Source organism: Pseudomonas sp. Ga0074129 (assembly GCA_001465025.1).
Classification (GTDB): Bacteria; Pseudomonadota; Gammaproteobacteria; order Pseudomonadales; family Pseudomonadaceae; genus Aquipseudomonas.
This window is the reverse complement of the sequence record LNDO01000073.1, coordinates 53,046-65,455: the sequence shown is the minus strand read 5'-3', so window position 1 is coordinate 65,455 and position 12,410 is coordinate 53,046. Positions and strand designations below refer to the sequence as shown.

Here is a 12,410-nt window from a genome sequence, read left to right as displayed (position 1 = left end):
ACGGGGATCGCTGGCGGCCGGCACCCGTGACCTGATGACTCTGACTGATGAATAGCACGATGGCTGATTTACCGATTGATGACCTGAACGTTGCCTCCAACGAGACCCTGATCACCCCCGCACAGCTCAAGCGTGAAATTCCGCTGACCGATGCTGCACTGCGTACGGTTGCCAGTGGTCGTGAGGTGATCCGCAATATCCTTGATGGCAAGGATCATCGCCTCTTCGTGGTGGTCGGGCCGTGCTCGATCCATGATATCAAGGCCGCTCATGAGTATGCCGCGCGCCTCAAAGCGCTGGCTGCTGAGCTATCCGATAGCCTGTATCTGGTCATGCGGGTGTATTTCGAGAAGCCGCGTACCACCGTGGGCTGGAAGGGCTTGATCAACGACCCGTTCATGGACGACTCGTTCAAGATCCAGGATGGCCTGCATATCGGTCGTCAGTTGCTGCGCGATTTGGCCGAAATTGGCCTGCCGACTGCTACCGAAGCCCTCGACCCGATCTCCCCGCAGTACCTGCAGGACTTGATCAGCTGGTCGGCCATCGGCGCGCGCACCACCGAATCGCAAACCCACCGCGAAATGGCCTCGGGTCTGTCTTCGTCTGTTGGTTTCAAGAATGGCACCGACGGCGGCCTGACTGTGGCGATCAACGCCCTGCAATCGGTCTCCAGCCCGCACCGTTTCCTCGGCATCAACCAGGAAGGTGGTGTGTCCATCGTCACCACCAAAGGCAACGCCTACGGTCACGTGGTGCTGCGCGGTGGTAACGGCAAGCCGAACTACGACTCGGTCAGCGTCGCTGTGTGCGAGCAGGAGCTGACCAAGGCCGGCATTCGCCCGAACATCATGGTCGACTGCAGCCACGCCAACTCCAACAAGGATCCAGCCCTGCAGCCGCTGGTGATGGACAACGTCGCCAACCAGATTCTCGAAGGCAACCAGTCCATCGTCGGTCTGATGGTGGAAAGTCATTTGGGTTGGGGCGCCCAGTCGATCCCTAAAGACCTGGCGCAGCTCAAATACGGTGTGTCGATCACCGATGCCTGCATCGATTGGGACACCACCGAGAAAACCCTGCGCGGTATGCACGCCAAGCTTAAGGATGTGCTGCCTAAGCGTCAGCGCGGCTAAGTTCAGCGGCTGCAATAAGAACGGGCTTATGCGTGATGCATAAGCCCGTTTTTTATTGAGCGATTGAAAGGGACGCTGTGTGGGAGGGGCTTCAAACACAGCACTGTCCATCACTCAAACCTCCCGCTTGCCCCAATTAAGAATCGCCAGAGTCAGCAGCCCCGCAACAATTCCCCAGAACGCCGAGCCCACCGAGAAAAGGGTCATGCCTGAAGCGGTGACGAGAAAGGTGATCAGCGCCGCTTCGCGTTCTTTCGGCTCGCTCATGGCTTGCGTCAGGCCGCCGATGATCGAGGCGAATAGGGCGAGAGCCGCGATGGATAAGATCAGCGCTTTCGGCAACGCGGCAAACAGCGCGGCCAAGGTCGCGCCGAAGATGCCGGCGATGCCGTAGAACACACCGCACCAGATAGCGGCGGTGTAGCGTTTTTTCGGGTCTTCGTGGGCTTCCGGGCCGGCGCAGATCGCCGCGCTGATGGCCGCCATATGGATGCCATGGCTGCCGAAGGGTGCAAGCAGCATTGATGTTATGCCGGTGGTGGTCAGCAGGGGGCTGGCCGGCACGTCATAGCCGTTGGCGCGCAGCACAGCCATGCCGGGCAGGTTCTGCGAGGCCATGGCGACGATAAATAGCGGAATGCCAATACTGACGGCCGCTGCCACGGAGAAGCTTGGCGTCGTCCATTCCGGCACAGCCATCTGCAACTCGAACTGATCAAAGTTGAGCAGGCCAAACATTCCGGCCAGTACGCTGCCGACGATCAGCGCAGCGAGTACCGCATAGCGTGGCAGCAGACGTTTTCCAAGCAGGTAAGCGAGCAGCATGACCACCACCAGCAGCGGCTGTTGTTCGGCAGCCACACAAATCTCCAGGCCGATCTTGAATAGCACGCCGGCGAGCAGGGCGGCGGCGATGGAGGCGGGGATGCGCCGCATCAGGCGGTCAAAGCTGCCAGTCAGGCCAATCAGCACAATCAGCCCGGAGGCGAGGATGTAAGCCCCAATCGCTTCGCTGTAAGACACACCGGGCAGGCTGGTAATCAGCAGCGCCGCACCGGGCGTGGACCAGGCAATCATGATCGGCGCGCGGTAGCGCAGCGACAGGCCGATGCAGCAAATCGCCATGCCAATCGACAGCGCCCATATCCACGAGGAAATCTGTCCGTTAGTCAGGCCCGCCGCCTGGCCTGCCTGAAACATCAGCACCAAGGAGCTGGTATAGCCGGTCAGCATGGCGATAAAACCGGCGACCACCGCCGAGGTTGAAGTGTCAGCCAGTGGCCGCAAGCGGGTGTGTGGCAGGTCGTGCATCAGAGCAATCCGCTGTCAGCGAAAATGGGGTACAGCGAGGCTACCAGCAGCAGGGCCATGCCGATATTGAAAATGCGCAAGGCGCGCACGTTGCTCAACCAGTTGCGCAGCAAGCTGCCAGCTACCGTCCAGAGGCCGACGCTGGGGCAGTTGACCAGGGCGAACAGCGCGGCAATCAGCAGCACATTGACCACAAAATTATCTTGCGGCGTGTAGGTGGTGATAGCACCGATGGCCATGATCCAAGCCTTTGGATTGACCCACTGAAAGGCCGCCGCCTGGAGAAAACTGAACGGTTTGGCGCTGGCATCGCCTTGGCTGTCCGGTGCGCCGGCGTTGGCGATTTTCCAGGCCAGGTACAGCAGGTAGGCCGCGCCTGCGTAGCGCAAAACGTTGTAGAGCATCGGCACTTGTTCAAACATCTGGCCCAGGCCAAGGCCGACCGACGCCACCAGCAGCATAAAGCCCAGGCTGATACCAAACATGTGCGGCAGGCTGCGGCGCAGGCCGAAGTTAACCCCGCTGGCGAGCAACATCATATTGTTCGGCCCCGGCGTCACGGAGGTGACAAAGGCAAAAGCGATAAAGGCGAGCAACAGGTCGGCGGTCATGGCAGCGGCACTCATTGGCAGTGCTGTTCAGCCTAAGGTGCACAGGGCAGTGCGTCGCGGTACAGCAGGGCGGGCATTGGGCGTAACAGTTAAAAAGTGTTTAGGTAAAAGGCCGGTACAGTTGAATGGGGAGCCCGGATGTAACCCGACCCCTTGCTCCCGGATTGCATCCGGGTTACCTAGGCACGGGGCTAGCGCCCCGCCAGCGCTTGGTTGACCTTTAGCCAGCCTTGCACGGCAGCGTCATCCACTTCAGCGAAGGCGCGTTGCAGCAGTTTGGCCTGCTCGCGGCGCAGCGCTTGTTCCAGCTTGGCCCCTTCGGCGGTAAAGCCGAGCAGGCGTTTACGTTTGTCGTCTTCGGCGGTCAGGCTTTGCACCAAGTGCATTTCCTGCAACTGGCGCAGCGGAGTGTTGAGCGCCTGTTTGCTCACGCCCAGGTAAGCGAGCAACTCTTTCATGCTAAGGCCCGGGTACTTGGCGATAAAAAACAAAATGCGGTGATGCACCCGCGACAGGCCCCGGCGCGCCAGGATTTCATCGGCTTTGGCGGTGAACGCCTGATAGCCAAAGAAGAACGCTTCCATGGCAATCTGTTGTGAAGATGTGCTCTTGAGATCCAACATTAAGGTCAAGCCTATTGACGTATCTGGGTGGGTCGTCGTAGTTTCCGGACATACCCATTTCGGTCAAACAGTTTGACCTATTTTTATTTGCCCATGCTACCGGTGAGATCCATGGCCTTTTCTGCACGTGTTGCCCGCCTTAAAAGCTCCCTTATCCGTGAAATCCTGGCTGCGGCGCAGCGTCCGGAAGTCATGTCGTTTGCCGGTGGGCTGCCTGCCGAGCCCATGCTGCCCAAGGTCGACTGGACCGATATGCCGGCGAGCATGGGCCAATACGGCATGAGTGAAGGCGAGCCTGCCCTGCGTGAAGCAATCGCCGCCGAAGCCCGCGCCGTGGGCGTGCCTTGCGACGCGAGTCAGGTGATGATTGTCAGCGGCTCGCAGCAAACCCTCGATTTGACCAGCAAGTTGTTCATTGATCCGGGCACCGAGGTGCTGCTCGAAGCGCCCACCTATTTGGCCGCGCTGCAGGCGTTTCAATTTTTTGGGGCCGATTGCATCGCCGTGCCGCAGGAGGCCGATGGCCCGCAACTCGATGCCCTGCGTCAGCGTCTGGAAAACCATAAACCGGCCTTCGCCTATTTGATTCCGACCTTCCAGAACCCTTCGGCGGTGCGCTACAGCGAAGCCAAGCGCGATGCCGTCGCAGCCTTGCTCGATGAGTTCGGCGTGACCCTGATCGAAGACGAGCCTTACCGCGAACTGGTGTTTGACGGTGGCAGCGCCACGCCGATTGTCAGCCGCCTGCAGAAAGCCAGCTGGATCTACACCGGCACCGTGTCGAAAACCCTGTTGCCGGGCCTGCGCGTCGGCTACCTGATCGCCACCCCGGATCTGTACCCGCACTTGCTGCGTTTGAAGCAATCGGCCGACCTGCACACCAACCGCATTGGCCAATGGCAGGCGTTGCAGTGGTTGGGTAGCGAGAAATACCGTGGCCATTTGGCCGAGTTGCGTGACTTCTATCGCCTGCGCCGTGATGCCATGCAGGCCGTGCTGGAAGAACACTTCAGTGATTTGGCCGACTGGCAAATTCCTCAGGGTGGGTTGTTCTTCTGGCTGACCCTCAAGCAGCCTTTGGACACCCGTACGCTGCTGGCTCCGGCCCTGGCGCAGAACGTGGCGTTTATGCCGGGTGAGCCGTTCTTTATTGATCCGGACGCTCATCCTGGTCACCTGCGCCTGAATTTCAGCCATGTCGCACCGGAGCGCCTGGGTGAGGGGCTCAAACGCTTGGCCGAGGTGATCCGTCAGGCGCAAGCGAACTAGATCAGCCACACAACGTTTGGCGAGGAGGACAACATGCTTAAGGTCTACGGCGACTGCCGTTCCGGCAACTGCTTTAAGGTCAAGCTGATGCTGCACCTGCTGGCGCTGCCTTATGAGTGGGTGGCGATTGACGTGCTAAAGGGCGAAACCCAGTGCGATGATTTTCTGGCCAAGAACCCCAACGGCAAGATCCCGGTGCTGGAGTTGGAAGACGGCACTTGCCTGTGGGAGTCCAATGCCATCCTTAACTTCCTGGCCGATGGCACGGAATATTTGCCGAGTGAACCGCGTTTGCGCACCCAGGTGCTGCAATGGCAGTTTTTTGAGCAATACAGCCATGAGCCCTATGTGGCGGTCGCGCGCTTTATTCAGCTGTATCAGGGCATGCCTGAGGAGCGTCTTGTCGAGTACAAGGAATGTCACGTTCGTGGGCACAAGGCATTTAAGGTGATGGAGCAGCAGTTGCAGCGCACGCCTTATCTGGTGGGCGACAAGCTTTCGATTGCCGATATCGCGCTGTATGCCTACAGCCATGTGGCGGATGAAGGTGGTTTCGACCTGTCGCCATACCCAGCCATTGGCGCTTGGTTGGCGCGGGTTGCCAGCCATCCGCGTTATGTGGGCATGCTCGACTGACAGCCGGTCGGGTGAAATGAGCGTTGAGAGGCTCTGAGCTTTCTCGCCGCTCAGTTTCCAGCTCCCTGTAAAAAGCACTTATCATTCAACGATCTATCTATTTGACTGGGTCGCGGATGCCATCTGCTGTTCAGCGCTATAAGCGGCTCATCTCCGCTGCCCTGGCGCGTTATTTCCCGCACACCACCGCCTACCTGCGCGCCGAACGTGAAGCGGCTGCATCGCTGAAAAAGCCTGCGCTCGCAGTTAAAAAAGTCGCCCGGCAAAAGTCGCCTGGTGCGGCTAAAGCGCGCCGCACAAGCGCTAAAGCCCTCACTCCAGGTATTTACGGACCGGCGTTGCTGGCGGTGGATGCCGCGCGTTGTCAGGCCATGCGTGATCAGGTGGCGCGGGGCGTGACGGCTGGTTTACTCAGCGTCCCTTCAGATGAGCAGTGGGCGATGATTCTCAGCCCACATCCGCTCACACGGATTTTTGCCGGGGCCGGTTCCGGCAAATCCACCACGCTGGTGCTGCGGGTGGTGTTTATGTTTTGCCACCTGGGCATCAAGCCAGAACAGCTCACGGTGATTTCTTTCACCAACGCCTCCTGCGCCGAGCTGCGCGAACAGCTATGCACAGTCTTGCCGCTGTTTGCTTACCCATTCGATGCCGAGCAAGCGCGTGACTGTGTGCGCACCTTTCATTCGGCCATGGCCACCTTGGCTAAGCCGCTGCTGGGCAATCCTGGCTGGTTTGAGCAACTGGGCGATAAACAAGCGGCCGCGCGTGAGCTGGACAATCCGCTTGGCAGCGGGCGTTTGCGTCCGGCCCAGCAGCGCTGTCTAAAACAGGCGTATCAGCAGTGCTATGCCGAACAAGTGGGCTTTCGCCAGGCGGTGCATACGCTGTTGCAACTGCCCTTGCCCAACGACGACAAGCCTGTGCCCAAAGCCCCTCTGGAACCCTACAAGTTGCCGGGTGAGTTTCACGCTGCGCCCTTGTACGAGGTGTTTTACAACCAGGCCGGTTTTGCCCAGAGCATCGGCATTGCGCCAGCGGCTTTAAAGGCTCAGGCGTTGGCTGGGTCGGCGCAGGTGCGCGCATTTGCCCAGGCGCTGGCGTTGTTCTGGCCGTATTTTGAGCGTGATCTGCAAACTCAGGGGCTGCTCACCTTCAATGACGCGTTTGCCCACCTGACGGCGCGTTTGAACAACCACGAAGAGGCGTTCCCCGTTGAGCAGCTGGCACCTTTTAGTCACCTGTTGATCGACGAGTTTCAAGACATCTCGCCGCAGATTGTCCTCTGGTTGCAGGCCGTTCAGCGTCGTCTGGCCGGGCAGGGTACAAGCGTCAGCCTGATGGCGATTGGTGATGACTGGCAATCGATCTACGGTTGGCGTGGCAGCTCGCCTGAGTTGTTTATCGATTTCGACCGGCACTTTCCGGGTAAAGGCCGGGCCAAGAGTAGCGCCGTTCTGACTCTGGCCAACAACTACCGCTCGATTGAGCCGATTATCCGCGACGGCGAAGCGTTGTTGGGCGGCGTGCAGCACAAGCAAGCAAAAGCCAGCCAGGCGATCAAAACCACCCAACCCGGCGAGCATGGCGTGCGCTTGATTCAGCGCTTCGACAGCAAAGCGCGTTTGCCGGAGTTGCTCGCGCACATCAACCAGCAGTGCGCCTACGCGGCCGAGCACATCAGCCGTGAGCGCAACGCAGTGCTGCTGCTCAGTCGGCGCAACGAACCGTTGCAGGCCATCACTGCACAGTTGGATAAAAAGCTGCCGGTCAAAGCCTGCACCATCCACCGCGCCAAAGGTTTGCAGGCTGAAGTGGCGATCATCCTCGACGACTGCCAACCGCCGGAACCGCACCCGCTGCGTAATGCGCTGTATGCTTATTCGGGCTTCTTCGCCGGCAGCTACGACCAAGCCATGCAGGACGAAAGCCTGCGCCTGGCTTACGTAGCGGTGACCCGTGGCGTTAGCCGGGTGTTTTGGTACTGCCAGAAAACCCAAGGCGCAACGCGGGTGTTGGCAAGGCGGGGGCGTTAGGCGAACGCAAGGCTTAACCCCTTGCTTATCAAGTTGATAGCGCCGTGCCGAAGATTTGCCTGCGTCTGCCCAGTGGCTGAAACAGCATTGCTCATCGAGCTGAAACGGGCACGCGTGTGTGCCCGTCAGTGTCAGCAACGCTTAGATAAACACCTGCCGTGCAACGCCGCGCGGCAGGCGATTTTTACCCGGCAGCTGCTCGAGGTGTTGTTGCCATACGGCACGTGGGCTGAGGGTCGGTTTGGCTGTTTCAGTCGCGACCAAGGCTGCCTTGGCCGCTTTGGCGGCGGCCCGGAGCTCAGCGAGGCTGGGGGTTTTACGCACGGGTTCTGCAACGCCCTTTTCCAAGCTGCGCTGGCAGAGTTTGCATGAAACCTGAGCCCGGTCTTGGGTGCTGCTCAGGTTCGAGCCAGTGCGCCCACAAGCAATCTGTTCGTGTGTCGCGGAGTAATGAATAGCCAACGTGTTGTCTCCTGATTTTGGGGCGCGGGATTCTACACAGCCGTGAGCGTGTCGCAAGCGGCTTGGCGAAAATCAGGACAAGGGCAGGCGCAGTGTTTGGCTGCATGGTCTGTGCGCGTGCGGCGCGGGGTTGCCGATTGGCGGTCAGAGGTCGCGGAACAAGTCGTTGGCGTTGAGCAGGTCGTAGGCGATCTGCGGGTTGTTCTCCAGGCCACGGCGGATGGCGCTGGGGATGGCCTGGCGGGTTTTGCGGCACAGGCCTGGGTGCTCATCGATCTCGATCTTGATGCCACGCATGCTGCGCACTTCGTTATGGCCGGGCGCAACATGAACGCGAATACCAAGTTGTGCATGGATGCGTTGCTGGAGTTTTTCCAGATCACTCAGGCTTTGCAGATTTTCCAGGCGCTCGAGCAGGCGTTTTTCCTCGTTGCGCGTCAGCAGCAGGATGCGCGCATCGCTACCGGCTTGTTCCAGCAACTGTTCACGCCCGCAATCGCAGGCACCAGGAGGGCAGGGTTGGCGCAACAGGGGTGGGCTGGTCATGGGGTTCGATCATAGCCAGCTCAACGCGTTTTTGCCCACAGCAGCATGGACAATTGGTCGATTGGGTGGATAATCCGCGAAACACCCGCGCTGAAGACAAACCAGCACCATGCACAAAACCCTGCGTACTGCCCTGACCTGTCTGCTGATGCTCGCCTTTATGGCGCAGAGTATGGCGGCGCTTGGCATGCAGTTGTGTACGTCGACCCCGCCAAACGGTGCGATGGCTGCGGCTCATCATGCCGGTATGTCGATGATGACCGAGCCTGTGCAGGCAGGCGATCACGGCGCTCATCACGCCAGCGATAACCCCAGTAGCCCCGTTTCTGTCGCCGACAACAGCCTGTGTAGCTTGTGCGCGTTTTGTGTGAGCGCCGCAGCTTTGAATACACGGGTCAGCCGTTATTCCTCCTTGCAAGCCGTCGAGCCCACCGTGGCGCCCCGCGATGCGTTTGTCGGCTTTATTGCCGAAACCCCCGAAAGACCTCCGCGCCTGATCCTCGCCTAGCCAAAACGTGCGTGGTGCATGGCTATGCACCGCGTTTGTTGCGCCATAAGCAGCGTGCTGGCGGCATTACGCCGTAGCGCTGTTGCATGCGAGGTTTTTTCAATGAAATACATTGCCGATATCTGCAGGTGGGCGTTGCCCTGTCTGCTGGGTATGTCTGCCAGCAGCTGGGCTGCGCAGCCTGACCCCCTGAATGCCCAAGCGCCTACACCCGCCCTGGAGTATCAATCGCCGCTTAGCGGCTATCAGCCTTACAGCGAACCGCCATTGCAAAACTGGCGTGAAGCCAATGACTTGGTCGGCCGTATCGGCGGCTGGCGCACTTATGCCCAGGAGCCTTGGGCGGCGCAGCCTGCTGAATCGCTTGATACCGAAAAGCAGCCTGCTGCCCAACCGATGGAGCACGCGCATGACCTTCATTAATGCCCAGAGCAGGTCGTCCCTGCTGCGCGCAGTCACGCTCTTTGCTTTTGTGTTGCTCACAGGTTGCGCGCGGTTTTCAGCCGATGGCGGTTTCACCCCGGTCGAGCAGGCAGGGCAGCAACTCGATAAACAGCTGAGCTGGGTGAAAACCCCTGAGCAGCGCAGCCAGGTGACTGAACGGGTCGCCGAGTTACTGGCGCAACCGCTCGATGTTGAGGCCGCTGTACAGATTGCGCTGCTGAATAACCGCGACTTGCAGGCACGCTTTGAGGACCTCGGCATCAGCGAGGCCGAGCGTGTGCAAGCTGGGCGTTTGCCCAATCCGGGGTTTTCTTTCGGGCGCATGGAGAAAGGCGCGGAGGTGGAGTACGAGCGTGGTGTGCATCTCAATCTGGCGCGCCTGATCGCCATGCCGCTGACGGTAAAGATGGAGAACGCACGCTTTGCGCAGATGCAGCAGCAGACGCGCTTGGCGGTTTTTGAGCTGGCCGTGCAAACACGCAAGGCTTGGTACGGTGCGGTGGCTGCCGAACAAAGCCTGACGTATCGCCAGCAGGTGATGGCGGCGGCCGAAGCGGCGGCGCAACTCGCCCGGCGACTGGCAGCGGTGGGCAACTACAGCGCCTTGCAACAGGCAGCGGAACAAAGCTTTTATGCCGACGCCGGGCTGAATTTGATCCGCGCGCAACAAGCCCGCGTGCAGAGTCGTGAGCAACTGACGCGTCTGCTTGGGCTGTGGGGTGAGCAGATCGATTTCAGCTTGCCCGAACGTTTGCCTGAATTGCCAGCGACCGCCGCCGCGCAGCCTGATGTTGAGCGCTTGGCCATGGCCCAGCGTCTGGATATTCAGGCCGTGCGCCTGGAGGCCGAGCGGTTGGCCAGCAACTTGGGGCTGAGCAAAACCACGCGTTTTATCAATGTGCTGGAGTTGGGCGTGGCGAATAACCGCTCCAACGAAGCGCCAACCCAACGCGGCTATGAGATCAGCGTGGAGTTGCCATTGTTTGACTGGAGCGGAGCCAAGGTGGCCAAGGCCGAGGCGCAATACCGGCAGATGCTTAACCGCGCGGCAGCCACGGCGATCAATGCGCGTTCTGAAGTGCGCGAGGCGTATCTGGGTTATCACAGCAGCCACGACATCGCCCGCCATTACCGCGACGAAGTGCTGCCGCTGCGTGCGCGCATCGCCGAGGAAAACCTGCTGCAGTACAACGGCATGTTTATCAGCACCTTTGAACTGCTGGCTGATGCGCGCCAACAGATACTTGCCGTTGAGGGCTATTTACAGGCGCAACGCGATTTCTGGATCGCCAAGGCCGATCTGGATATGGCCATGCTGGGCGCGCCCAGTCTCGCATCAAGCACCCCGGCCACGGCCGCCATCGCAGCGCCCGCCGGGCATTGATTAAGGATTCTTCCCCATGGTGTCACGACGTGATTTCTTCCTCGGTGCCAGTGCGATTACTGCGGCTGTCGCCACCTCGGCGGTCAGCCGTGTATCGCTGGCCGGTGTACCAGAAGCCGTTTCGCAGAGCAGCGCCGATACGCAACCGCCGCTGCAACCGCAAAACGGTCGGCCCTATAACCCGGTGGTCACCCTCAACGGCTGGACTTTGCCTTGGCGCATGAACAACGGCGTCAAGGAGTTTCATCTGGTCGCCGAGCCCGTGGTGCGCGAACTGGCGCCGGGCTACAAGGCCCATCTGTGGGGCTATAACGGTCAGTCACCTGGGCCGACCATTGAAGTGGTGGAGGGCGACCGGGTGCGCATCTTCGTCACCAATAAACTGCCGGAACACACCAGCATCCATTGGCATGGCCAGCGTTTACCCAACGGCATGGACGGCGTGGCCGGATTAACCCAGCCTGCCATTCCCGTGGGCAAAACCTTTGTGTACGAGTTCGTTGCCCGGCGGCCCGGCACCTTTATGTACCACCCGCATGCCGACGAGATGACGCAAATGGCCATGGGCATGATGGGCTTTTGGGTCACCCATCCCAAAGCCCATCACCCGCTGATCAGCGAAGTGGACCGCGACTTCTGCTTCCTGCTCAGCGCCTACGACATCAAACCGGGCGCACTCACGCCGCAGATCATGACCATGCTTGACTTCAACCTGTGGACCTTCAACAGCCGCATCTTCCCCGGCATCGACCCCTTGGTGGTGCGCAAAGATGACCGCGTGCGCCTGCGCGTGGGCAACCTGACCATGACCAACCACCCGATCCATCTGCATGGTCACGAGTTTGAGGTGACCGGCACCGACGGCGGGCCAACGCCGATGGGTTCGCGCTGGCCCGAAGTCACGGCGGATGTGGCCGTGGGGCAGATGCGCCAGTTGGAGTTTCTCGCCGACGAGGAGGGCGACTGGGCCATGCATTGCCATAAAAGCCACCACACCATGAACGCCATGGGTCATGACGTACCGACGCTGATTGGCGTTGATCACCGCGACATGACTCGCAAGATCACCCAACTGATTCCCGATTACATGGTCATGGGCGAGCGCGGCATGGCCGACATGGCGGAAATGCAGATGCCACTGCCCGCCAACACTGCACCGATGATGACCGGCGACGGTCCCTTCGGCTCGGTGGAAATGGGCGGCATGTTTACCGTGCTCAAGGTGCGTAAAGATCAAGCCCCCGGCGATTACCGCGACCCTGGCTGGTTCAAACATCCGGCCGGCACGGTGGCTTATGAGTGGCAAGGGGACTTGGCTCAACCGACGCGCTCAAGTGAGGCCGGCGGGCAATCGATGCCGCTTAAACAGCCGCCTGCTGAAACGGTCGAAGTGCAAGTGCGTAAACCTAGCGGCCATGCCGGTCATTGATGATTGAGGAGATGA

General features: G+C 60.0%; 13 protein-coding genes. 8 read left to right on the top strand and 5 right to left on the bottom strand.

Features of this window, described 5'->3' with window-relative positions:
* Positions 1–59: 59 nt before the first annotated feature.
* Entirely contained in the window at positions 60–1,136 is a 1,077-nt protein-coding gene (locus AUK77_RS08915) for a 3-deoxy-7-phosphoheptulonate synthase (RefSeq protein WP_296128579.1), read from the top strand.
* Between the two features lie 114 nt (positions 1,137–1,250).
* Here the strand turns inward: AUK77_RS08915 and AUK77_RS08910 are convergent, their stop codons facing one another.
* The 3 genes from AUK77_RS08910 to AUK77_RS08900 all read right to left on the bottom strand — a co-directional run bounded on the left by AUK77_RS08910 (position 1,251) and on the right by AUK77_RS08900 (position 3,681).
* Positions 1,251–2,447: a benzoate/H(+) symporter BenE family transporter gene (locus tag AUK77_RS08910; protein ID WP_296128458.1), complete on the bottom strand. Its 1,197-nt coding sequence runs from the start codon at positions 2,445–2,447 to the stop codon at positions 1,251–1,253.
* Positions 2,447–3,058: a LysE family translocator gene (locus AUK77_RS08905; protein WP_296128456.1), complete on the bottom strand. Its 612-nt coding sequence runs from the start codon at positions 3,056–3,058 to the stop codon at positions 2,447–2,449. The genes AUK77_RS08910 and AUK77_RS08905 overlap by 1 nt, the downstream gene beginning before the upstream one ends.
* A 191-nt stretch (positions 3,059–3,249) precedes the next feature.
* Entirely contained in the window at positions 3,250–3,681 is a 432-nt protein-coding gene (locus AUK77_RS08900) for a MarR family transcriptional regulator (protein WP_296128454.1), read from the bottom strand.
* Positions 3,682–3,792: 111 nt separating this feature from the next.
* On the opposite strand from AUK77_RS08900, the gene AUK77_RS08895 reads away from it, so the two are divergent.
* From AUK77_RS08895 to AUK77_RS08885, 3 genes are all read left to right on the top strand, one after another.
* Positions 3,793–4,950: a PLP-dependent aminotransferase family protein gene (locus tag AUK77_RS08895; protein WP_296128451.1), complete on the top strand. Its 1,158-nt coding sequence runs from the start codon at positions 3,793–3,795 to the stop codon at positions 4,948–4,950.
* Positions 4,951–4,983: 33 nt separating this feature from the next.
* Positions 4,984–5,586 (top strand): glutathione S-transferase family protein, encoded by a 603-nt coding sequence (locus tag AUK77_RS08890; protein WP_296128449.1) that lies wholly within the window; start codon positions 4,984–4,986, stop codon positions 5,584–5,586.
* A gap of 116 nt (positions 5,587–5,702) precedes the next feature.
* On the top strand, positions 5,703–7,622 hold the full coding sequence (locus tag AUK77_RS08885) for a DEAD/DEAH box helicase (RefSeq protein WP_296128448.1): 1,920 nt from the start codon (positions 5,703–5,705) through the stop codon (positions 7,620–7,622).
* Positions 7,623–7,763: 141 nt separating this feature from the next.
* Here AUK77_RS08885 and AUK77_RS08880 read toward each other — a convergent pair whose 3' ends face one another.
* Positions 7,764–8,084 carry a hypothetical protein gene (locus tag AUK77_RS08880; protein ID WP_296128445.1) on the bottom strand — a complete coding sequence of 107 codons (321 nt, stop codon included), beginning with the start codon at positions 8,082–8,084 and terminating at the stop codon, positions 7,764–7,766.
* A 144-nt stretch (positions 8,085–8,228) separates the two neighbouring features.
* Positions 8,229–8,630, bottom strand: coding sequence for a hypothetical protein (locus tag AUK77_RS08875; protein ID WP_296128442.1), 402 nt, complete (start codon positions 8,628–8,630; stop codon positions 8,229–8,231).
* Positions 8,631–8,739: 109 nt separating this feature from the next.
* Here AUK77_RS08875 and AUK77_RS08870 point away from each other — a divergent pair, with 109 nt between their 5' ends.
* The 4 genes from AUK77_RS08870 (at position 8,740) to AUK77_RS08855 (ending at position 12,395) form a co-directional block, all read left to right on the top strand.
* Positions 8,740–9,138, top strand: coding sequence for a hypothetical protein (locus tag AUK77_RS08870; RefSeq protein ID WP_296128439.1), 399 nt, complete (start codon positions 8,740–8,742; stop codon positions 9,136–9,138).
* Positions 9,139–9,240: 102 nt separating this feature from the next.
* Positions 9,241–9,561, top strand: a complete 321-nt coding sequence (locus AUK77_RS08865) for a hypothetical protein (protein WP_296128436.1) — start codon at positions 9,241–9,243, stop codon at positions 9,559–9,561.
* Positions 9,548–10,966: a TolC family protein gene (locus AUK77_RS08860; RefSeq protein ID WP_296128433.1), complete on the top strand. Its 1,419-nt coding sequence runs from the start codon at positions 9,548–9,550 to the stop codon at positions 10,964–10,966. The genes AUK77_RS08865 and AUK77_RS08860 overlap by 14 nt, the downstream gene beginning before the upstream one ends.
* A gap of 16 nt (positions 10,967–10,982) precedes the next feature.
* Entirely contained in the window at positions 10,983–12,395 is a 1,413-nt protein-coding gene (locus AUK77_RS08855; RefSeq protein WP_296128429.1) for a copper oxidase, read from the top strand.
* The last annotated feature ends 15 nt before the right edge of the window (positions 12,396–12,410 follow it).